Below are 22,184 nucleotides of genomic sequence, written 5' to 3'. Positions count from 1 at the left end.
AATAAGGGAACAGGATGAAAAAAACTTTTGCCATCGCCGCTTTGCTGGCTGCTTCTGTTGCTGGCGTAGCCCAGGCGGATGACGCCGCGATTCAGCAATCTTTGCGCAAGCTGGGACTGCAACAGGTCGAGATCCAGCCTTCGCCGTTGCCGGGCATGAAAACCGTGCTCTCTGAAAGCGGCGTGCTCTATGTCACCGAAGATGGAAAGCACTTTATTCAGGGGCCGCTATATGATGTCAGCGGCGCGCATCCGGTGAACGTCACCAATCAACAGCTGCAGAAAAAAGTCGATGCCTTAAGCAAAGAGATGATCGTCTATAAGGCGCCGAAAGAGCAGCATATGATTACCGTTTTCACTGATATCACCTGCGGTTATTGTCGCAAGCTGCATCAGGAGATGGCCGACTACAATGCGCTGGGCATCACCGTGCGCTATCTGGCTTTCCCGCGCGAAGGAATGAATGGGCAGGTGGCGAAGAAAATGAAGTCCATCTGGTGCGCGGCGGATCGTAATAAAGCGTTCGACGCGGCAATGAAAGGCGACGAAGTTTCTCCCATCGATTGCAAAATCGATCTTCAAAAGCAGTATCAGCTGGGCATTCTGTTCGGCATTCAGGGCACGCCTGCCATCCTGATGGAGAATGGCATGATGATTCCAGGTTATCAGGGGCCGCAGGAGATGAAGCAGTTTCTTGATAAACAAAAGAGCGGTAGCTAATCAGCAGTGAATAAACCGATGCAACTTCGCCGCCGTGAGGCGGCGCCCGATACAGCTTTGCCGACGGATTTTCATCCGTTGCTGCGTCGCCTTTACGCCCAGCGCGGTATAGGCGACGCGCGCGAGCTGGAGCGCGGCGCGAAATTCCTTCATCCCTGGCAGGGGTTGAGCGGCATGCAGCAGGCGGTTGAGCTGCTGCATCAGGCGCTGCGCGATCAAAAACAGATTATGATCGTCGGCGATTTCGATGCCGACGGCGCCACCAGCACCGCGTTGACCGTACTGGCGTTACGCAGCATGGGCGGTCAGCACGTACAGTATCTGGTGCCTAACCGCTTCGATGATGGCTATGGCCTGAGTCCCGAAGTGGTGGAGCAGGCGGCGGCGCGCGGCGCAGAGCTAATCCTGACGGTGGATAACGGCATTTCTTCCCACGCGGGCGTGCTGTGCGCGCACCAGAAAGGCATCCCTGTGCTGGTGACCGATCACCATCTGCCAGGTGAAACGCTGCCTGAAGCGGAAGCGATCGTTAACCCTAATCTTGATGACAGTACTTTTCCTTCCCGCGCGCTGGCGGGCGTCGGCGTCGCGTTTTATCTGATGCTGGCGCTGCGGGCGCATCTGCGCGAGCAGGGCTGGTTCGATAACGGCCTGGCAATCCCAAATCTGGCGGAGCTGCTCGATCTGGTGGCGCTCGGCACGGTGGCGGACGTGGTGCCGCTGGACGCCAATAACCGCATTCTGGTCTGGCAGGGAATGAGCCGCATCCGCGCAGGCAAGTGCCGTCCCGGCATTCGCGCGCTGCTGGAAGTGGCGAATCGCGATGCGCGCCAGCTGGCCGCCAGCGATTTAGGTTTCGCGCTTGGCCCGCGTCTTAATGCCGCCGGTCGTCTGGATGATATGTCAGTAGGCGTGGCGCTGCTGCTGACGGAGGATCTGGCGCAGGCGCGGATGTTGGCCAGCGAGCTGGATGCGCTGAACCAGACGCGCAAAGAGATTGAGCAGGGGATGCAGGCGGAAGCGTTGGCGCTCTGTAATCAGCTGGAGCGCAGCAGCGATACGCTGCCGCTGGGTCTGGCGTTTTATCATCCTGAGTGGCATCAGGGCGTGGTAGGTATTCTGGCATCCCGGCTGAAGGAGCGCTTTCACCGTCCGGTAATCGCTTTCGCCCCTGCGGGCGACGGCACGCTGAAAGGTTCAGGCCGTTCGGTAGCGGGATTGCATCTGCGCGATGCGCTTGAACGTCTGGATACGTTGAATCCGGGGTTGATCCTGAAGTTCGGCGGCCATGCGATGGCGGCAGGTCTGTCGCTTGAAGAGGCGAAGTTCGAGCAGTTCAGCACGCTGTTTAGCGCCCTGGTGGGCGAGTGGCTGGATGCGGACGCATTGCAGGGCGTTATCTGGTCAGACGGCGAGCTGTCGGCGCCGGATCTGACGCTGCCGGTGGCGGAAATGCTGCGCGATGCGGGGCCGTGGGGACAGGCTTTTCCGGAGCCAGTGTTCGACGGCAAATTTAAGCTGTTGCAACAGCGTCTGGTGGGCGAGCGTCATCTGAAGGTGATGGTGGAGCCGTTAGGCGGCGGGCCGTTGCTGGACGGCATCGCGTTTAATATTGATACGCGTCTTTGGCCGGACGCCAGCGTGCGTCACGTTGAGCTGGCCTATAAGCTGGATGTGAATGAGTTCCGCGGCAATCGTAGCGTGCAGTTGTTGATCGAACATATCTGGCCGCTATAGGGCAGGGCGGTGTCGGTTGGTTAAAACCGGGCAGTGCCGATTGGTTAAAAACAATCCGTGCCGGTTGGTTAAAACCGGGCAGTGCCGATTGGTTACAAACAATCCGTGCCGGTTGGTTAAAACCGGGCTGTGTCGGTTGGTTAAAAGCAATCCGTGCCGGTCGCAAGAGGGACAGGCCGCTCGGCGGGACGGCATGCACCCATCCCTGGGGCCTCCGCCCGCGCCTTCCCTGGCGCGGGAGGCCCGCCTCTCGTCCTGTCCCTCTTACTCCTCTGATATCGCGCTTGCGTAACCTGACCTTTTAAAATTTTATCGGCTTTTGTTTGGTAAAGCCTTTGCACGATAACTGGACGGTGAAGTATTTGCACAATGTCAGGACGGTGAACTATTTGCACGATGTCAGGACGGTGAACTATTTGCACGATGTCAGGACGGTGAACTATTCGCACGATGTCAGGACGGCGAACTATTTGCACGATGTCAGGGAGGCGGCGGGCAGGCCGCGAAGTAAAGCCTCCGCGTCAGGGATGACGCGGCGGAGTCTCCAGGGATGGATTGACGACGACTTTACGTAGCGGCCTGCCCGTCGCTGACCGAAAGTGAGCGACTTAATCACCGCGCCCGCCGTCCGAATCCTGCCTCCTTAAACCCCGCGCCCGCCGTCCGAATCCTGCCTCCTTAAACCCCGCGCCCGCCGTCCGAATCCTGCCTCCTTAATCACCGCGCCCGCCGTCCGAATCCTGCCTCCTTAAACCCCGCACCCGCTGTCCGAATCCTGCTCCTTAAACCCCGCACCCGCTGTCCGAATCCAGCCCCTTAAACCCCGCGCCTGCTATCCGAATCCAGCCCCTTAAACCCCGCGCCCGCTGCACCTGCACAAACCGCCGGACAAAACTACAATCTCCTCGCCTTTTCGGGTAAACTGCCCGGTCATATCCATAGACACTTCCTAAAAGATTCGAAAGCCATGTTTGAAATTAATCCGGTCAAAAACCGTATTCAGGACCTCACTGAGCGCAGCGACGTTCTTAGGGGGTATCTTTGACTACGATGCCAAGAAAGAACGCCTCGAAGAAGTAAACGCCGAGCTGGAACAGCCGGACGTCTGGAACGAACCTGAACGCGCTCAGGCGCTGGGCAAAGAGCGATCCGCGCTGGAAGCCGTAGTCGAAACCCTCGACCAGATGAGCCAGGGCCTTGAAGATGTCACCGGCCTGCTGGACCTGGCCGTTGAAGCGGAAGATGAAGAAACCTTCAACGAAGCCGTCGCCGAGCTGGATGGCCTGGAGAAAAAACTGGGCGAGCTGGAATTCCGCCGCATGTTCTCCGGCGAATATGACAGCGCCGACTGCTACATCGATCTGCAGGCAGGATCGGGCGGCACCGAAGCGCAGGACTGGGCCAGCATGCTGCTGCGCATGTATCTGCGCTGGGCGGAAGATAAAGGCTTTAAAACCGAAGTCATCGAAGTCTCCGACGGCGAAGTGGCGGGCATCAAATCCGCGACTATCCGCATCTCCGGCGACTACGCCTTCGGCTGGCTGCGTACCGAAACCGGCGTGCATCGTCTGGTGCGTAAAAGCCCGTTCGACTCTGGCGGTCGTCGCCACACCTCGTTCAGCTCCGCCTTCGTTTACCCGGAAGTGGATGACGACATCGACATCGAAATCAACCCGGCGGACCTGCGCATCGACGTCTACCGCGCATCCGGTGCAGGCGGTCAGCACGTTAACCGTACCGAATCGGCCGTGCGTATTACCCACATTCCGACCGGTACCGTCACCCAGTGTCAGAACGACCGTTCCCAGCATAAAAACAAAGACCAGGCCATGAAGCAGATGAAAGCCAAGCTTTATGAACTGGAAATGCAAAAGAAAAATGCTGAGAAACAGGCGCTGGAAGACAACAAATCTGATATCGGCTGGGGCAGCCAGATCCGTTCTTACGTGCTGGACGATTCACGCATTAAAGATCTGCGCACCGGCGTGGAAACGCGCAACACGCAGGCGGTGCTGGACGGCGATCTGGATCGCTTCATTGAAGCAAGTTTGAAAGCAGGGCTATAAGGAACCGACATGTCTGAACAACAACCGCAGGGCGCTGATGCCGCGCTTGAACTTAATAACGAACTGAAAGCGCGTCGTGAAAAGCTCAGCGCGCTGCGTGAACATGGCGTGGCGTTCCCGAACGATTTCCGCCGCGACGGCATCTCCGAACAGCTGCACGCGCAGTATGACGAGAAAAGCAACGAAGAGCTGGAAGCGCTGAATATCGAAGTCAGCGTGGCGGGTCGTATGATGACGCGCCGCATTATGGGCAAGGCGTCGTTTGTAACGCTGCAGGACGTCGGCGGCCGCATCCAGCTTTACGTGGCGCGCGACGACCTGGCGGAAGGCGTTTACAACGAACAGTTTAAAAAGTGGGACCTGGGCGACATTCTCGGCGCGCGCGGCAAACTGTTCAAAACCAAAACCGGCGAACTCTCTATCCATTGCACCGAACTGCGCCTGCTGACCAAAGCGCTGCGTCCGCTGCCGGATAAATTTCACGGCCTGGCCGATCAGGAAACGCGCTATCGTCAGCGCTACCTCGATCTGATCGCCAACGAAGAGTCGCGCAAAACCTTCCGCATTCGCTCCCAGATCATGGCCGGCATCCGCCAGTTCATGGTGAGCCGCGACTTTATGGAAGTGGAAACGCCGATGATGCAGGTGATCCCAGGCGGCGCCTCCGCGCGTCCGTTCATCACCCATCACAACGCGCTCGACATTGATATGTACCTGCGCATCGCGCCGGAACTCTATCTGAAACGTCTGGTGGTGGGCGGTTTCGATCGCGTATTCGAAATCAACCGCAACTTCCGTAACGAAGGCATCTCGCCGCGCCATAACCCTGAGTTCACCATGATGGAACTCTATATGGCCTACGCGGATTATAAAGATCTGATCGAGCTGACCGAAAGCCTGTTCCGCACCCTGGCGCAGCAGGTGCTGGGCACCACCGAAGTGCCTTACGGCGACCAGGTGTTCGACTTCGGCAAGCCGTTCGCTAAGCTGACGATGAAAGAAGCGATTCAGAAATACCGCCCGGAAACTAACCTGGCCGATCTGGATGATTTCGATAAAGCGGTCGCCATTGCGCGCTCGCTGGGCATCAAAGTAGAGAAAAGCTGGGGCCTGGGTCGCGTTGTCACTGAGATTTTTGAAGAGACCGCGGAAAGCCATCTTATCCAGCCGACCTTTATCACCGAATATCCGGCAGAAGTTTCTCCGCTGGCGCGCCGCAACGACACCAACCCGGAAATCACCGACCGCTTTGAATTCTTTATCGGCGGCCGCGAAATCGGCAACGGTTTCTCCGAGTTGAACGATGCGGAAGATCAGGCCGATCGCTTCCGTCAGCAGGTGGAAGCGAAAGACGCGGGCGACGACGAAGCGATGTTCTTCGATGAAGACTACGTCACCGCGCTGGAGCACGGCCTGCCGCCGACCGCAGGTCTGGGCATCGGTATCGACCGCATGGTAATGCTGTTCACCAACAGCCACACCATCCGCGACGTGATCCTGTTCCCGGCGCTGCGTCCGTCCGGCAAATAACGCTGACGACAGAGTAAAAAGGACGCTTCGGCGTCCTTTTTCATTTCCGCCTTGAGATACGCTTGCGCCTTTGCCAGGCTAAAAATCTGGCTTCATCAGGAGTAAAGCTATGTCTTCATCTTCACGTCCGCAATGCATCGGCCGCTGGCAAACGCTGGAGGAACCCGATAAGGCCCACTATCGCGGCAGCGATGAGCGCATGGGCATCGGCGCGCCGCTGGGCCGCGCGCTGGGGCTGACGCGCATCGGCATTCATCACGAGCGCCTGCTGCCGGGCCGCCGCCTCTCTTATCCGCACGCCGAAAGCGCCGAAGAGGAGTTTGTCTATGTGCTGGAAGGGCAGCCCCATCTCTGGCTCAACGGCGAGCTGCATGCGCTGACGCCGGGCGACGCGGTGGCGTTTCCGGCGGGCACCGGCATCTGCCACACCTTTATTAACAACAGCGAAGAAGAGGTCAAATTGCTGGTGGTGGGCGAGGCGAACAAAAAGGAAAATCGCATCTACTATCCGCTGAATCCCGACTACGCCGCCACGCGCGCCGACCGCTGGATCGAGCCGCCGGCGCAGCCGCTCGGCACCCATGACGGCCTGCCGGATGCGCAGCGCAAGTAAAAGTACGCGTCAGGATTTAATGTCCGCCTGTAGCCAGCGTTCAAAATGTACGTAAGGGATATTAGGCGCGACATTGTTATACAGCGTTTTGCCGCTCTGTTTATCCTCCTGAAAGAAATCCCGATGGCGCAGCGAGAGATCGCGGTGGATTGTTGCGCCAGACGCAATATTCCCTTGTCGTAGCCAGGGTGTTTGTTGTGATAACACTGTGTTTTAATAGCCGCCGCGACGCAAAACATTCAAGGCATCACCACAACGCGTCGTCTGAACCGCTGCCTGACAGCGGCCTGCCTGGAGTCTGCAATCATCGTTTTTTTGGGAGAGTGTTATGCCTGTTTCATTACTGGCTCTGGCGCTGAGTGCGTTTGCAATCGGCACCACCGAGTTCGTTATTATGGGATTACTGCCGGAGGTGGCGGGCGACCTGCGCGTTTCTATTCCTTCCGCCGGCTGGCTGATCAGCGGCTATGCGCTGGGCGTGGCGATCGGCGCGCCGGTAATGGCGCTGCTGACCGCGCGCCTGCCGCGTAAACGCACGCTGATCCTACTGATGTCGATCTTTATTATCGGCAACGTGCTGTGCGCCCTGGCCTACAGCTACAATCTGCTGATGCTGGCGCGCGTTGTGACCGCGCTCTGTCACGGCGCGTTCTTCGGCATCGGTTCGGTGGTGGCTGCCAGCCTGGTGGCGCCTAACCGCCAGGCCTCCGCCGTCGCGCTGATGTTTACTGGCCTGACGCTGGCTAACGTGCTGGGCGTGCCGCTCGGCACCTGGTTCGGCCAGCTGTTCGGCTGGCGCGCTACCTTCTGGGGCGTGGCGGTAATTGGCGTGCTGGCGTTTATCGCCCTGATCGTCAGCCTGCCGACCAACAAAGATGAAAAGCCGGTACATCTCGCCAGCGAAATCAGCGCGCTGGCGAACGGCAAGCTCTGGCTGTCGCTGCTGATGACTGTCTGCTTCGCGGCGGCGATGTTCGCGCTGTTCAGCTATATCGCGCCGCTGCTGCTGCAGGTCACCGGCATCAGCAATCGCGGCGTCAGTTGGACGCTGTTCCTGATCGGCGCAGGGCTGACAGTGGGCAATATCATCGGCGGCAAGCTGGCGGACTGGAAAGTGTCGTTCAGCCTGATTCTCAGTTTTGCGCTGATCGCGCTGTTTTCGCTCGCCTTTAGCTGGACCAGCCACGGCCTCTGGCTGGCGGAAATTACCCTGTTCCTGTGGGCGATGGCCACTTTCGCCACCGTCCCCGGCCTGCAAATCAACGTAGTGCGCCACGGTAAAGAGGCGCCGAATCTGGTCTCGACCCTGAACATTTCCGCGTTTAACGTCGGCAATGCGCTGGGCGCCTGGGTTGGCGGGGCGGTAATCGACGGCGGTTACGGCCTGACCTCGGTGCCGGTGGCCGCCGCCGTGCTGGCCGTGCTGGGGCTGATTGTCTGCCTGATGACTTTCCGCCGCGCGGGCGGACAGACGCAGACGGCGCGCGCTTAACCCTGTGCAAAAGCGCTGGCGGCATCACTGTGCCGCCAGCGAATCAGCAACGTCCTTATTCCCATTCCTTGCCGCTGCGGCGCCACGCCATACGCGTCATCTGCTCACTTACCCCGATGTTTCCCAAATCAGAGGCTTAATAAAGATCTGCCAGAACCGTTACCGACGTCGCCGGTAATGAGGGAAGGATTATCTGAATGTGTCACGCTAATTACGCGCTAAAGTGTTCGCTTATAAGCCGTTAGGGTTGCGATCACAATATGTTACCTTACCTGATTTAACGATGAGCGATGCCCGATGAAAATCCGTAAAGTAATTACCCCGAACTTTTATAAGAAATTTAGATGTACGGGGGCGGAGTGCTTAAACGATTGTTGTTATGGATGGAATATTTTTATAGATAAAAGAACATATACCAAATATATCAACTCATCCGATAGCGAAATAAGAGATATTGCCAGAAATAAACTGAAGTTAACCCGTCAGGGAAAGGGAAAACACTCCGTTATTCAGTTTGATGAAAATAAAAGATGTCCCTTTTTTACTAAAGACAAGCTCTGTAAAATACATCAAAAAATGGGCGGCGAATCGCTTTCTACCGTTTGTGCGACTTATCCCCGTTTAAAGGATGCATGGGGCGATCAGTTACGCCATAACATGACTTTATCCTGCCCCGAAGTTGCACGACTGGTGCTGTTCGATCGGGACAGTATGTTACAGCATGAAGAAATAAACCTTATTGCTTCATCCGCCAAATCTTTCACCTCTTCAGGCCAGACGCTTGCCCAGAAAGATCAGCTTATTCATCTATTTGCTTGCTACCTTATCAATGCGGAAAGCAATGATATAGAGGCCAATTTGCTGGCGTTAGCTCAGTTTATTTTATATTTGCAGCGTATCAATTTCGATGTGGCTGGCCAGCTTTCTGAGATCGAAGCGTTTTATGAAAGTTTAGTCGTGGCGCTGCGTGAAGGCCAACTGACAATGGACAACAGCGGCAAAAAAGAGGCGCTTCAGCTGAAGATACGCGCCATTATGGCGATTTTTAGCGGCAATATACAGGGCACGGTGCGTAACAGCGCGCTGCGGGACGTCGGCGCTTCTATTTTTAGCTATCTGGGTGTGCCTGAAAATGCTGAAGTTATCAACGTTAATGAGAAGTTCGCAGGCATTAATCATCAATGGCGGCAGCTTCGCGCCACTTCATGCCTGGCGGAGCCGCATGTGCTTCGCAACTATTTACACTACCAGCTTTATACAAGCTGTTTTCCCGGCAGGGATATCTCTCAAATAATGCGAATTTATTACCGTATCGTGATGGATTACTTTTTCCTGAAGCTTTCATTTTCGATAAAATCGCTGCAACAGGAGATCAAACAGGAAGATGTGATGCAGCTGATTGCGGATTATCATCAATATATCAATCACACTTTGCATATGAAGGATAAACTTGATCAGGCCATTAATAAAATAAACGGTGGCGATGACTTATCCTGCCTGCTGCTGTTAGGGTGACAACAGCCCGATCCGCGCTTTTAATCAAGCTGGGCGTTAAGCTTGATGCGAAACTGCGCGGCCTCTTTCTGCAGATGCTGGCTGAAGGCGTTCACCAGCGCGGAAGCCGGACGATGCAGCGGTCGAATCAGGCTGACGGTAAAGGGCACTTCGACGCTGAAACGTCGTATCACTACGCCGCTGGCGGCATAATCAAGCGCCGTCAGCGGATTCACCACTGAAATGCCCACTCCCGCGCGCACCATCGCGCAGACTGACGCCGCGCTGTGCGTTTCCATCACCATCCTGCGCTGTACGCCCTGTTCATGGAACAGCGCGTCGAGCAGCTGACGATAGCTGTCGGAACGCGAAAGGCTGATGTAGCTCTCCCCGGCGAAATCCTGCGGCGTCAGCACCCGTCGCGCCGCCAGCGGATGCTGTGCGGGCAGTACGCAAACCTCGTTTAACGTCAGCAGTTCAATGCGCTCGGTGCCGGCGGGCGTGACGTGGGTTTCGGTCAGGCCCAGATCGTGGCGCTGCGCGGAGAGCCACTCTTCCAGCAGCGGCGACTCCTGCGGAATAATATTCAGGCTGAGATCGGGATAGCGTTGCAGAAACGGCTGACAGAGCGGCGGCAGCAGCGACTGCGAGAAAACCGGCAGGCAGGCGATGGAAAGCTCGCCCTGGCGAAACTGCCGCAGCCCCTCCGCCGCGCTGATAATGCGGTCGAGACCGTACCAGGAGCGTTGCACCTCTTCAAACAGCCGCAGCCCCTGTACGGTGGGATGCAGCCGTCCGCGCACCCGCTCGAACAGGCGCAGGCCAATGACCTTCTCAAAGCGCGCCAGCTCGCGGCTGACGGTGGGCTGCGAGGTATGCAGCAGCTCAGCGGCGGCGGTCAGGTTGCCGCTGGTCATCACCGCGTGAAAGATTTCGATATGTCGATGAGTCACGTTCGCCATCGCCGCCTCCCTGTAAAACCCATATCATATTTGCATAGACTCCGCAGAAACAGATATTTTTCAGCAAAAAGGCGCTATGGCGTAATAGGGGAAAGTTTAAGGAGAATCCCGATGCCACGTCCGCTAAATAATTCCGACAGCGCCCTGAATGCCGCTAACCTGTTAACGCTGACCCAACGCTACACCGGGCCGTTCTGGGCCTACGATGCCGATATTATCCGCGATCGCATCGCGCAGCTGCGGCAGTTCGACGTGGTGCGCTTCGCACAGAAAGCCTGCTCCAATATTCATATTCTGCGGCTGATGCGTGAGGCGGGCGTAAAGGTCGATTCGGTATCGCTGGGCGAGATTGAGCGGGCGCTGGCCGCGGGCTTTAAGGCGGGCGGCGACGAGATCGTTTTCACCGCCGATCTGCTGGACGAACCGACGCTGGCGCGCGTGGCGGAGCTGCGTATTCCGGTCAACGCCGGTTCGGTGGATATGCTGCATCAGCTCGGCGCGCGCTCGAAGGGCCATCCGGTCTGGCTACGCGTCAACCCCGGCTTCGGCCACGGCCACAGCCAGAAAACCAACACCGGCGGCGAGAACAGCAAGCACGGCATCTGGCATGACGATCTGCCGCAGGCGCTCCAGGCGATTCAGCAGCATGGCCTGACGCTGGTGGGCATCCATATGCATATCGGATCGGGCGTGGATTACGCGCATCTGGAACAGGTCTGCGAGGCGATGGTCAGCCAGGCGATCGCGCTGGATCAGGATATTCAGGCTATCTCCGCTGGCGGCGGGCTTTCTGTTCCCTATCGCTACGGCGAAGAAGCGATCGATACGCAGCACTATTACAGCCTCTGGCACCGCGCCCGCGAACGCATCGCCGCGCATCTGGGCCATCCGGTAAAGCTGGAGATCGAACCGGGCCGCTTTTTAGCGGCGGAGGCGGGCGTGCTGGTGGCGCAGGTGCGCGCGGTAAAAAACATGGGCAGCCGCCATTTTGCGCTGGTGGACGCAGGCTTTAGCGATTTGATGCGTCCGGCTATGTATGGCAGCTATCACCATATTTCACTGCTGGCCGCCGATAAGGACGCCGCATCGCGCGAGCTGCGCGAAACGGTGGTGGCGGGGCCGCTGTGCGAATCGGGCGACGTCTTTACCCAGCTGGAAGGTGGTAAGGTGGAAACCCGTCAGCTTCCCGCCGTGACGCCGGGCGACTATCTGGTGTTTCATGATACCGGCGCCTACGGCGCCTCGATGTCCTCAAACTACAACAGCCGTCCGCTGATCCCGGAAGTGCTGTTCGACGGCGGCGAGGCGCATGAAATTCGTCGTCAGCAGACGATCCAGGAGCTGTTGGCGCTGGAGATGTAACATCAATATCGCTCGGCGGCCAGCGCGGCCGCGGAGCGTCTGAGAGTAAATCCCGCACCTTTTACCTGCCTGACTCAGCGATGGCGCCGCCTCGCTGTACGTCAGGCCAGCAGCTCTTTGCGCAGCAACACGATCTCTTCCGCCAGATCCCGGCACAGCATGGCGTTCATCAGATGATCCTGGGCATGCACCAGGATCAGCGTCACTCGCAGTTTCCCTTCTCCTTCATCTGCGCCGATAAGCTGCGTCTGGATATGATGCGCCGCCTTCGACGCCTCCGCCGAAGCGGCCAGCGCCGCATCCGCTTCCTGCCACTGACGCTTGCGCGCCAGCTGGATCGCGCTCATCGCATGGGAGCGGGCTTCGCCTGCGTTAATCAGCAACTCCATGACGGTCTGTTCAAAATCCATACTCACCTCTGTTATTGGTATACCGGATTTGGGTTAATCATCATATTGGAATACCAAATAAGCGAACTGCGTTGACGCTCACAGAAAAAAAGCGTCATTAAGTTAATTTTGGTATGCCATATCAGGGAAAGGTAGGGTTACGACAGCGGGACGCATACTCACTTACCCTGAGGTATCTGCTTATGTCTCTACAGGATCGATTGATTGACGCTCTGGGAAGCTTCGCCACGCGCTTTAACAGCTACCGTTACATTATGGCGATTAAAGCCTCTTTCATTACGCTGATGCCGGTAATTATCGTCGGCGCCTTTTCAGTATTGATTTCCAATATGGTGTTGGATGCGAAAAACGGCCTCGCCAGTTTTCCCGCGCTCGCTTTCCTCGCCGATCTCAAGCCCATCACCACCAGTATTAACTACGCCACGCTAAGCTTCCTCAATATCGGCGCGGTCTTTCTTATCGGCATTGAGCTGGGACGCATCAACGGCATTAAAACGCTGTTTCCCGGCCTGCTGGCGATCATCTGCTTTATTTCGGTGACGCCGACCACGCTGCAAATGATGGTCGACGGGCAGATGCATCTGGTGACCGACGTGCTGGCGAAGCAGTTTTCCGACACCAAAAGCCTGTTTCTTGGCATGTTTATCGCCATTCTTTCGGTAGAGATCTACTGTCGGCTGGAGAACGTCGAGCGGCTGAAAATCAAAATGCCCGATACCGTGCCGCCGAACGTCTCCGCCTCGTTTTCCGCGCTGATCCCGGCGATCATCACCGTATCCGCGATCGCCACTTTCGGCTTTGTGTTCCATCAGGCGAGCGGAATGTACCTTTACGACGCGGTTTATCGCGTGGTGCAGCAGCCGCTGGAATCGGTGGTGCAAAGTCTGTGGGGCATTCTGCTGCTGATGTTCGTAGCGCAGCTGTTCTGGGTGATCGGCATTCACGGTAACCAGATGATCAAGCCGATCCGCGAGCCACTGCTGTTGGGAGCGATTCTGGTGAATATGAATGCTTTCGAGCAGGGCAAAGAGGTGCCGAACATCATTACCATGCCGTTCTGGGATGTCTATATGAGCATTGGCGGATCGGGACTAACCATCGGGCTGTTGACGGCGGTGATGCTGGCGACCAAACGTAAAGAGATGCGGGAAATCGCCAAGCTCTCTTTCGGGCCGGGGCTGTTCAATATCAACGAGCCGGTAATCTTCGGCATGCCGATCATGCTTAATCCGATCCTTGCTATTCCTTTCATTATTACGCCGCTGGTGACCGGCACTATCGGCTATTTCGCCACGCTCACCGGCTTTGCCGGCAAGGCGGTGGTGATGGTGCCCTGGACTACGCCGCCGATTATCAACGCCTGGCTGTCGACCGCCGGTTCGATGGGCGCGGTGGTGACGCAGCTGGTCTGCATCATGGTGTCGGTGCTGATCTATCTGCCGTTTGTGAAAATCGCCGCGCGCCGCGCCGAGGCCGCCGAAGCGAAAGCGATGCAGCCGGAGCTGGCCAGCCTTAAGGAGCCGTCATGAGCAACGTCACCATCGCGATTCCGCCCGATTTTATCCTTGGCGCGGCGGCCTCTGCCTGGCAAACCGAAGGCTGGCACGGCAAGAAGACGGGGCAGGATTCTTATCTCGACGCCTGGTATCAGCAGGATCGCCAGGTGTGGCATAACGGCTACGGCCCGGCAGTAGCGACCGATTTTATCAACCGCTACCGGGAGGATGTGGCGCTGATGAAAGCCAGCGGGCTGACGCATTATCGCACCTCGATCAACTGGTCGCGTTTCCTGCTGGATTATGAAACCGCCGAGGTGGATGAAGATTACGCGCGCTATTACGACGCGTTGCTGGATGAGATGCGCGCCAACGATATCGAGCCGATGCTGTGTCTGGAGCATTACGAGCTGCCGGCGGCGCTGCTGGAAAAGTATGGCGGCTGGAGTTCTTCCGTGGTGGTTGATCTGTTCCTGCTCTACGCGGAGAAGGTATTTGCGCGCTACGCCGGCAAGGTCAGGCGCTGGTTCGTGTTTAACGAGCCGATTGTAGTGCAAACCCGCGTCTATCTGGATGCGCTGCGCTGGCCTTATCACCAGAGCACGTCGACCTGGATGCAGTGGAATCACCATAAAAATCTGGCGACCGCGCGTGTCGTCAGGCTATTCCGCGATCGCGGCTATGCGGGCAGCATCGGCACGATTTTAAATCCAGAGGTGACCTGGCCGCGCTCTGACGCGCCGCACGATCGCCGGGCGGCGGAGATCTACGATCTGTTCTACAACCGGGTGTTTCTCGATCCGGCTATCAAGGGCGGGTATCCGGCGGCGCTGTTACAGCTGCTGGCGCAGCATCAGGTGCAGTGGCGCTACAGCGCGGCGGATCTGGCGCTGATCGCCGAGAACCGCGTCGATGAAGTGGGGCTGAATCTCTATTATCCGCATCGGGTGAAGGCGCCGTCCCGCGCCTGGCACCCGGAAACGCCTTTCCATCCCGCTTATTACTACGAACCTTTTGAGCTGCCGGGACGCCGCATGAACCGCTCGCGCGGCTGGGAGATCGCGCCGCGCATCGTGGCGTCGATGGCGCAAAGAATGCGCGACGAGTATGGCAATTTTCCCTGGTTTATCGCGGAAAACGGCATGGGAATTGAAAACGAAGCGCAGTTCAGGGACGCATCGGGCGAGATTCAGGACGATTACCGCATCGACTTTATCGCCGAACATCTGTATGAGGCGCTGCGCGCGCGCGAGGCGGGGATTAACTGTCAGGGTTATATGCTGTGGTCGTTTACCGATAACGTTTCCCCGATGAATGCGTTTAAAAATCGTTACGGCCTGGTTGAGATCGATTTAGAGAACCGGCGCCAGCGGCGGATGAAGAAGTCGGCGCGCTGGTATCGTCAGCTACGAGACAGTCGTCAGCTTACCCTGACGCTGAATGATGAAGCAAAATAAGGAGTGCCAACGTGAAACGTATTGTTCTCGCCTGCGCTGCGGGCATGTCCACCTCGATGGTGGTGACGCGCATGGAAAAAGAGGCGGCGGCGCGCGGCCTCAGCTATCAGATTTACGCTATTCCTGAACAGAATCTGCGGGAAGAGCTGCAAAATTATCCGGGCGAGATCGCAGTGGTGCTGTTGGGGCCGCAGGTGCGCTTTAAGCTGGCGGAGAATAAGAAGCTGACCGACGGCGAGCAGATCCCGATCGCGGTGATCGATTCGCTGGCTTACGGCACGCTAAACGGCGCAAAAGTACTCGATCAGGCGCTGGCTTTGATAAACTAGCGGGATATCGTCGTCCGTCATTGCACGGCGGCGCGGGCAGCGGGTCGTCAACGTGTGTAAAGGGTAAACAAGTGGATAAGGGCGCATCGCCGCAAGAGAGAAAGCAGTATCAGGAGATTGGCGAGCATTTACGTCAGAAGATTGTGGCAGGGCTTTATCCTGTCGGTTCGCGTCTGCCGCCGGAGCGCAATCTGGCCGAGACCTGGGGCGTGAGTCGCACGATTGTCCGCGAGGCGCTGCTGATGCTGGAGCTGGAGGGCACGGTGGATATCCGTCAGGGTTCCGGCGTTTACGTGATGCGTATTCCCAGCGAAGCCAGCGACGAGGAGGAGGCCTTTTTCCGCAGCGACGTCGGCCCGTTCGAGATGTTGCAGGCGCGTCAGCTGCTGGAGAGCAATATCGCCGCGTTTGCCGCGCGCATGGCGACCAAGGCGGATATTGAAAATTTGCGCCGCACGCTGGAGCAGGAGCAGCGCGCGATTGCGCTGAACGATACCACTCAGGACAATGACCGGCTGTTTCATCTGCTGCTGGCGGGCGCGACGCAGAATCAAATGCTGATGGATACGGTGAAAAGCATCTGGCGGCATCATGAAAACAATCCGCTGTGGCAGCAGCTGCGCGCGCATATTGAAACGCGCAGCTATCGGCTGAAGTGGTTGAGCGATCATCAAACGATTTTGGCGGCGCTGCGGCGACGCGATGTGATGGGCGCCTGGCAGGGGATGTGGCAGCATCTGGAGAATGTGAAGAACACATTGATGGAGCTGTCGGACGCCGACGCGCCCGATTTTGACGGTTATCTATTTGAATCTGTACCGATTTTTCAGGGGAGACTGGTATGAGTCGCTGGCGCATTGTGCCGCTGAGCGAGGTGCCGCAGCATCAGCCGCTGTTAGTGACGTGGTTGTGGCGCGCTTTTGGCGACGCGCAGAGCCAGGCATTTTTCGCCAGCGTGGTGGAGAGCAGCCTGCGCGGGGCCGATTTCCCGCAGACGTTTGTGGCGCTGGAGGGCGATCGTCCAGTCGGTACGGTAGGCGTCTGGCGTTGCGATCTAATCAGTCGGCAGGATCTTTTTCCGTGGCTGGCGGCGCTGTACGTAGATGAAAGCGCGCGCGGCAGCGGTTTAAGCGCCGCGTTACAGGAATATGCCGAGGCGTGGTGTCGCGCTCGCGGCTTTAACAATCTTTATCTGTACGCATTATGCGCTAACTATTACGAACGTTTCGGCTGGCGTTATATTGGCGACGCGCTGGATTACCCCGATACGGTGGTGCGTCTTTACCATAAGGCGCTGCGCAGGGACTGAGTTGTCGGTGGTCTGTTGCTGTTCGGCGGCGGGGCTGAGTTTTTGTTGTCTGATGCTGTTCGGCGGCGGGGCTGAGTTTTTGGTAGCCTGCTTCCGTTCGGCGGAGGGCTGGCGCTGCGTAAAGACGTCGTCAATCCATCCCTGGAGACTCCGCCGCGTCATCCCTGACGCGGAGGCTTTACTACGCGCCAGCCCACCGCCTCACTGACTTCAGTGTTTATTTACCGCCGCCTCACTGACTTCAGTGTTTATTTACCGCCGCCTCACTGACTTCGGTGTTTATTTGCCGCCGCCTCACTGACTTCAGTGTTTGTGTTCCGCCGTCTCACTCACTTTGGTGTTTATTTGTCGCTGCCTCACTTTCTTTGCAAACTTCGCGCTATTGGTTAAGTCACGGTAGCGGAGGCGTTGGGGGAGGGAGAGGGGTTGGCAGAAGAGGCGGGCCTCCCGCGCCAGGGAAGGCGCGGGCGGAGGCCCCAGGGACGGGTTTATGCCGTCCCGCCGAACTGCCAGCCCCTCTCGCGACCGGCAACAGTTAACTCGTCAACGATACTGGAAGCTCCTCTCACGGCCGGCAACAGTTAACTCGTCAGCGATACTGGAAGCTCCTCTCGCGACCGGCAACAGTTAATTCGTCAGCGATACTGGAAGCCCCTCTCGCGACCGGCAACAGTTAATTCGTCAGCGATACTGGAAGCCCCTCTCGCGACCGGCAACAGTTAACTCGTCAACGATACTGGAAGCCCCTCTCGCGACCGGCAACAGTTAATTCGTCAGCGATACTGGAAGCCCCTTTCGCGACCGGCAACAGTTAATTCGTCAGCGATACTGGAAGCCCCTCTCGCGACCGGCAACAGTTAATTCGTCAGCGATACTGCCCATTCAGGAATGACTCATGCTGGCAAATAATGGTTCTCACCTGGCGCTGCGATAAAAACTATTGTGCCGTATAGCCGCCATCGACCAGTTGAAAACTGCCGGTAATAAACGAGGCGTCATCCGACAGCAGAAACAGCGCCAGCGACGCCACTTCCTCAGGACGACCCAGTCGCCCTACAGGATGCTCTCCCACCAGCCTGTGATACTGCAACTTTGTCAGCGGCGATAGCAGAGGCGTATCGATATAACCTGGCCCGATGGCGTTAATGCGCACGCCTTGTGCGGCATATTCCAGCGCCGCCGTCCTGGTCAACCCGATGAGGCCATGTTTGGCAGCGACATAACCTGAAAAATTGGCACGGCTGACAGTACCGAGAATCGATGCCACGTTGACAATCGAGCCGCCGCCCGAACGCAGCAGCGCCGGTAACTGATATTTCATACTGTAAAATACGCCATTAAGGTTAACGGCAATGACATTATGCCAGTCGTCCAGGCTGTAATTAGCCAGCGGCGAGTTGCCGCCTCCGATACCGGCGTTGTTAACGGCAAGATGCAGAGCGCCAAACTGCTCCAGCGTGAAAGCGACGGATGCCTCCACCGATCGTGCATCGCTTACATCCTGATAAACCGGAACGGCGATGCCTCCGTTCTGGACAATTTCCATTGCTACCCTGGCTGCGTTCGCTTCATTCCGGTCCGCCACGACAACGCTGGCACCTTTTGCGCCCAGCTGGTGTGCGATCGACGCACCTATACCTGAACCGGCGCCTGTCACTATGGCGACTTTGTTTGCAAATTTTTTTATCATTCCCTGATCTCATCATTATGCCTGGCTCGTCAGGCGTTGTTTAACCCGGCGAACTGACCGAATGCCTGCGCACCAGCGTAGGGTTAAACGTATTGGTTACTTCCGGCAAAGGTTGATTATTCGCCAGTGCCAATGCCAGCTCCGCCGCCTGCTGCGCCATCGTCACGATGGGATAACGCACCGTGGTCAAACGCGGTCGTACATAGCGCGATACCAGCACATCATCAAAGCCGATGAGCGACATCTCCTCCGGCACGCGAATGCCGTTATCGCTCAGCACCGCCAATGCGCCCGCCGCCATCGAATCGTTATAACAGGCCACCGCGGTGAAATTTTTCCCACGTCCCAACAGCTCCGTCATCGCCTGCTCGCCACCTACCTCATCCGGCTCGCCAAACGCCACCAGCCGGTCATTGCAGGGCAGACTGTGCTCGCGCAGCGCATCGTAATAACCCTGCAAACGTTCTTCGGCATCGGAAATCGTGTGGGTAGAGCAGATAAAAGCGATCTGATCGTGTCCCTGCTGAATCAAATGACGCGTTGCAAGCCAGGCGCCGTAGCGGTCATCCAGCGCGATGCAGCGCTGCTGAAACGCGGGTAATGAGCGATTAATCAACACCATTCCCGGCATCTGCTGCATCAGCTTTTCCAGCTCCTCGTCCGGAATCTTCTTGGCATGCACCACCAGCGCCGCACAGCGATGACGCATCAGTTGCTCAATCGCCAGGCGCTCCTTCTCCTCATTATGATAGCCGTTGCCGATCAGCAGAAAATTGCCTGTCTGCCAGGCGATTTCATCCACCGCCTTCACCATCGCGCCAAAAAAGGGGTCAGAAACGTCGCCCACCACCAGACCAAGCGTCTCCGTCGACTGCTGCGCCAGCGCGCGCGCGTTAGCGTTGGGGTGATACTGCAACTCCTCCATGGCGCTAAAAACCGCCTGACGTGACGCGTCGCTGGCTTTAGGCGAGTTATTGATAACGCGTGAAACGGTGGCGACAGAAACGCCCGCCAGTTTGGCGACATCCTTTATCGTAGCCATGAATAGAACACCTTCCGGGGTAAACGTTTACACATAATGAAAGTGTTACGGAAAACCCCTGCAACTTCAACCAGACAGAATGCCAGCCCTGTCGCAAAGCGCGCTGAATATTGCACTTTTCATTTACATTCAGGAAAGGCTAACATGCCAGTCTGTCCTTTTGCTCAATGCTTGCCTGCGCCATGACCCTTAGAAAAGTACCGCATCTTGCCCACTGGGGCGCCTTTACCGCCGTAACGGAGCGTGGCCATCTTATCGGTTGCGAACCCTTTTTTGCCGACAGCAATCCCTCGCCTATGCTGCAAAGCATTCCGCAGCTGGTCTATTCCGATAAGCGCATCCGTCAACCGATGGTGCGTCGTTCCTGGCTAAAAGCGCGCGAAAACAGCGATCGCACCCTGCGTGGACGAGAAGATTTCGTCGCCGTCGACTGGGAAACCGCGCTTGATCTGGTGGCGGAAGAAAACCGCCGCGTGCGCGATCGCTACGGCGCCAGCGGCATCTTCACCGGATCGTACGGCTGGTCATCCGCCGGACGCGTCAACCATGCCCGAACCCTGGTACGTCGCTTCTACTTCAACGGCGGCGGCGGGGTGGATCAAATGGGCAACTACAGCTGGGGTGCGGCGCAGTTCTTCCTGCCCTACGTGATCGGCACCTGGATGCCGCTTACCGGACGCGTCACCGACTGGCCGAGCGTAATTGAACATGCGGAAGTGGTGTTAGCCTTCGGCGGGCTGGCGCTCAAAAACGCTCAGGTCGCCTCCGGCGGCGCGGGCGAACATACGCTGAAGCCCGCGCTCGAAAAGCTTGTGGCTAAAGGTACCCGCGTTATCAACGTCAGTCCGATGCGCGACGACTGCCCCGATTTCCTCAACGCCGACTGGATCGCCATTCGCCCCAATACCGACGTGGCGCTGATGCTGGCGCTGGGCTATGAAATTGAACGGCGCGGCGCGGCGGATACCGCCTTTCTTGCCAGCCACTGCGTCGGCTATCCGCAGCTGCGCGCCTATCTGTTGGGAGAGCGCGACGGCGTGGCGAAAACGCCCGCCTGGGCCAGCGCCATTACCGGCGTCCCGGCGGAGCGCATCGCCGAACTGGCGCGCCAGCTTATCGGCAAACGCAGCTTTATTACCTGTTCTTACGCGGTGCAGCGCGCGCATCGCGGCGAACAGCCCTACTGGATGATGATCGCGCTTTCGGCGATGCTGGGACAGCCAGGCTTGCCCGGCGCCGGTTTTTCCTTTGGTCACGGCTCGATGAACAGCGTCGGCAATCCGCGCATTGATACCCCGCGCCGCTGCTGCCGACCGGCCCCAATCCTTCAGGCCTGGCAATTCCGGTGGCGCGCATCTGCGATATGCTGCTGCATCCCGGCGAAAGCTACGCTTTCCAGGGCGAAACCCACCGTTATCCCGATATTCACCTGATGCACTGGGCGGGCGGCAATCCGTTCCACCATCATCAGCAGCTTAACCGCCTGGTCGAGGGCTGGCAGAAACCCGATACGGTGATCGTGCAGGATATCGTCTGGACGCCAGCGGCGCAGATGGCGGATATCGTGCTGCCGGTCACTACCACGCTGGAGCGTAATGACATCGGCGGCTCCTCACGCGATCGCTTTGTCTTCGCAATGCATCAGGCGATCGCGCCGCAGCATCAGGCGCGTAATGATTTTGACATCTTCGCCGATCTGGCGGAGCGTCTCGGTTACCGCGAGCGCTTTACCGAAAACCGCGATGAAATGGCATGGATAGCGCATCTTTATCAGCAGTGCGGCGTCGCGCAACAGCGCAAAGGCGTTTACTGGCCGGAGTTTGAGGAATTTTGGCAGCGCGGCTATGTCGATGTGCCCGCCAGCGAGCGCGACTACGTCTTTATGGAAGATTTCCGCGCCGACGCGCAGGCTAACCCAATTAAAACCGGCAGCGGCAAGATCGAACTCTTTTGTCAGACCATTGCTGACTATCAGCTGGAAGACATGGCGGGGCATCCTGAGTGGCGCGCGCCGCAGGAGTGGCTGGGCAGCGAGCAGGCCAAAAAATTTCCGCTGCACCTGCTTTCGGTGCAGCCCGCCGATCGCCTGCACAGTCAGCTGGATGCAACGGCCAACGTGCAGAACAATAAAACCGCCGGTCATGAAACGCTGTGGATGCATCCGCAGGACGCCGCCGCGCGCGGCATCAGCCACGGCGATGAAATCGAAGTGTTCAATGAACGCGGCAGCATGCTGGCGGGCGTACAGCTGAACGATGGCCTGACGCCGGGCGTGGTGGTGACATCCACCGGCGCCTGGTTCGATCCCGGCTTTGGTCAGGAATGGCAACCCAGAGACCGCGCCGGCAATCCGAACGTGCTGACGCTCGACATCGGCACCTCGTCGCTGACCCAGGGACCGAACGCCATGTCCTGCCTGGTGGAGATACGCCGCGGGCAAACATTGCAAAATAGCTGATAAATCACATAGCTGGTT

The 22,184-nt window shown here is 57.7% G+C and carries 18 protein-coding genes and 1 pseudogene; 14 read left to right on the top strand and 5 right to left on the bottom strand.

From position 1 onward, the window contains the following. Positions 1 to 14 precede the first annotated feature (14 nt). From dsbC to C2E16_RS17095, 5 genes are all read left to right on the top strand, one after another. Positions 15 to 719 (top strand): bifunctional protein-disulfide isomerase/oxidoreductase DsbC, encoded by a 705-nt coding sequence (gene dsbC / locus C2E16_RS17115; protein WP_038624335.1) that lies wholly within the window; start codon positions 15 to 17, stop codon positions 717 to 719. Positions 720 to 737: 18 nt separating this feature from the next. After that, positions 738 to 2,456 carry a single-stranded-DNA-specific exonuclease RecJ gene (recJ, locus tag C2E16_RS17110; protein WP_373996395.1) on the top strand — a complete coding sequence of 573 codons (1,719 nt, stop codon included), beginning with the start codon at positions 738 to 740 and terminating at the stop codon, positions 2,454 to 2,456. A gap of 967 nt (positions 2,457 to 3,423) precedes the next feature. Continuing rightward, a protein-coding gene (gene prfB / locus C2E16_RS17105) for a peptide chain release factor 2 (protein ID WP_103790883.1) occupies positions 3,424 to 4,522 on the top strand; the annotation gives its coding sequence in 2 pieces (ribosomal slippage) (positions 3,424 to 3,498 and positions 3,500 to 4,522; 1,098 coding nt in all). 9 nt (positions 4,523 to 4,531) lie between these two features. Beyond that, positions 4,532 to 6,052, top strand: a complete 1,521-nt coding sequence (lysS, locus tag C2E16_RS17100) for a lysine--tRNA ligase (RefSeq protein ID WP_038624341.1) — start codon at positions 4,532 to 4,534, stop codon at positions 6,050 to 6,052. Between the two features lie 109 nt (positions 6,053 to 6,161). Next, positions 6,162 to 6,665, top strand: coding sequence for a cupin domain-containing protein (locus C2E16_RS17095; RefSeq protein WP_084970512.1), 504 nt, complete (start codon positions 6,162 to 6,164; stop codon positions 6,663 to 6,665). A gap of 9 nt (positions 6,666 to 6,674) precedes the next feature. Here C2E16_RS17095 and C2E16_RS20630 read toward each other — a convergent pair whose 3' ends face one another. Further along, a complete protein-coding gene (locus tag C2E16_RS20630) occupies positions 6,675 to 6,872 on the bottom strand; it encodes a hypothetical protein (RefSeq protein WP_146107484.1) in 198 nt (65 codons plus the stop codon). Between the two features lie 121 nt (positions 6,873 to 6,993). Here C2E16_RS20630 and C2E16_RS17090 point away from each other — a divergent pair, with 121 nt between their 5' ends. Further along, a complete protein-coding gene (locus C2E16_RS17090; protein WP_038624346.1) occupies positions 6,994 to 8,157 on the top strand; it encodes an MFS transporter in 1,164 nt (387 codons plus the stop codon). A gap of 297 nt (positions 8,158 to 8,454) precedes the next feature. Next, positions 8,455 to 9,672: a flagellin lysine-N-methylase gene (fliB, locus tag C2E16_RS17085; protein ID WP_133052068.1), complete on the top strand. Its 1,218-nt coding sequence runs from the start codon at positions 8,455 to 8,457 to the stop codon at positions 9,670 to 9,672. A gap of 20 nt (positions 9,673 to 9,692) precedes the next feature. On the opposite strand, the gene C2E16_RS17080 is transcribed toward fliB, so the two are convergent. Then, the gene (locus C2E16_RS17080; protein ID WP_038624350.1) at positions 9,693 to 10,613 is read right to left on the bottom strand and encodes a LysR family transcriptional regulator; all 921 of its coding nucleotides are present in this window, start codon (positions 10,611 to 10,613) and stop codon (positions 9,693 to 9,695) included. Positions 10,614 to 10,724: 111 nt separating this feature from the next. Between C2E16_RS17080 and lysA the strand changes: the two genes are divergently transcribed. Further along, positions 10,725 to 11,975 (top strand): diaminopimelate decarboxylase, encoded by a 1,251-nt coding sequence (lysA, locus tag C2E16_RS17075; RefSeq protein WP_084970510.1) that lies wholly within the window; start codon positions 10,725 to 10,727, stop codon positions 11,973 to 11,975. A 101-nt stretch (positions 11,976 to 12,076) separates the two neighbouring features. Here the strand turns inward: lysA and C2E16_RS17070 are convergent, their stop codons facing one another. Further along, positions 12,077 to 12,385, bottom strand: a complete 309-nt coding sequence (locus C2E16_RS17070; RefSeq protein WP_038624355.1) for a PTS lactose/cellobiose transporter subunit IIA — start codon at positions 12,383 to 12,385, stop codon at positions 12,077 to 12,079. 182 nt (positions 12,386 to 12,567) lie between these two features. On the opposite strand from C2E16_RS17070, the gene C2E16_RS17065 reads away from it, so the two are divergent. From C2E16_RS17065 to C2E16_RS17045, 5 genes are all read left to right on the top strand, one after another. After that, positions 12,568 to 13,914: a PTS sugar transporter subunit IIC gene (locus C2E16_RS17065; protein WP_038624356.1), complete on the top strand. Its 1,347-nt coding sequence runs from the start codon at positions 12,568 to 12,570 to the stop codon at positions 13,912 to 13,914. Continuing rightward, positions 13,911 to 15,338, top strand: a complete 1,428-nt coding sequence (locus tag C2E16_RS17060) for a glycoside hydrolase family 1 protein (protein WP_104951580.1) — start codon at positions 13,911 to 13,913, stop codon at positions 15,336 to 15,338. Before C2E16_RS17065 ends, C2E16_RS17060 begins: the two co-directional genes overlap by 4 nt. Positions 15,339 to 15,349: 11 nt before the next feature. Then, positions 15,350 to 15,667 carry a PTS sugar transporter subunit IIB gene (locus tag C2E16_RS17055; RefSeq protein WP_084970509.1) on the top strand — a complete coding sequence of 106 codons (318 nt, stop codon included), beginning with the start codon at positions 15,350 to 15,352 and terminating at the stop codon, positions 15,665 to 15,667. Positions 15,668 to 15,738: 71 nt separating this feature from the next. Continuing rightward, on the top strand, positions 15,739 to 16,512 hold the full coding sequence (locus C2E16_RS17050; RefSeq protein ID WP_084970508.1) for an FCD domain-containing protein: 774 nt from the start codon (positions 15,739 to 15,741) through the stop codon (positions 16,510 to 16,512). After that, entirely contained in the window at positions 16,509 to 16,976 is a 468-nt protein-coding gene (locus tag C2E16_RS17045) for a GNAT family N-acetyltransferase (protein ID WP_038624365.1), read from the top strand. Before C2E16_RS17050 ends, C2E16_RS17045 begins: the two co-directional genes overlap by 4 nt. A gap of 937 nt (positions 16,977 to 17,913) precedes the next feature. Here the strand turns inward: C2E16_RS17045 and C2E16_RS17040 are convergent. Both C2E16_RS17040 and galR read right to left on the bottom strand, forming a co-directional pair. After that, a complete protein-coding gene (locus C2E16_RS17040) occupies positions 17,914 to 18,666 on the bottom strand; it encodes an SDR family NAD(P)-dependent oxidoreductase (RefSeq protein ID WP_084970507.1) in 753 nt (250 codons plus the stop codon). Positions 18,667 to 18,706: 40 nt separating this feature from the next. Then, positions 18,707 to 19,708, bottom strand: a complete 1,002-nt coding sequence (galR, locus tag C2E16_RS17035) for an HTH-type transcriptional regulator GalR (protein WP_038624367.1) — start codon at positions 19,706 to 19,708, stop codon at positions 18,707 to 18,709. A gap of 182 nt (positions 19,709 to 19,890) precedes the next feature. Here galR and C2E16_RS17030 point away from each other — a divergent pair. Next, positions 19,891 to 22,166, top strand: a pseudogene (locus C2E16_RS17030) (molybdopterin guanine dinucleotide-containing S/N-oxide reductase). Positions 22,167 to 22,184 lie beyond the last annotated feature (18 nt).

It is taken from the genome of Mixta calida (assembly GCF_002953215.1).
GTDB lineage: Bacteria > Pseudomonadota > Gammaproteobacteria > Enterobacterales > Enterobacteriaceae > Mixta > Mixta calida.
Note: the sequence above shows the minus strand (reverse complement) of the source record. Positions and strands in the feature narration are given on the sequence as shown.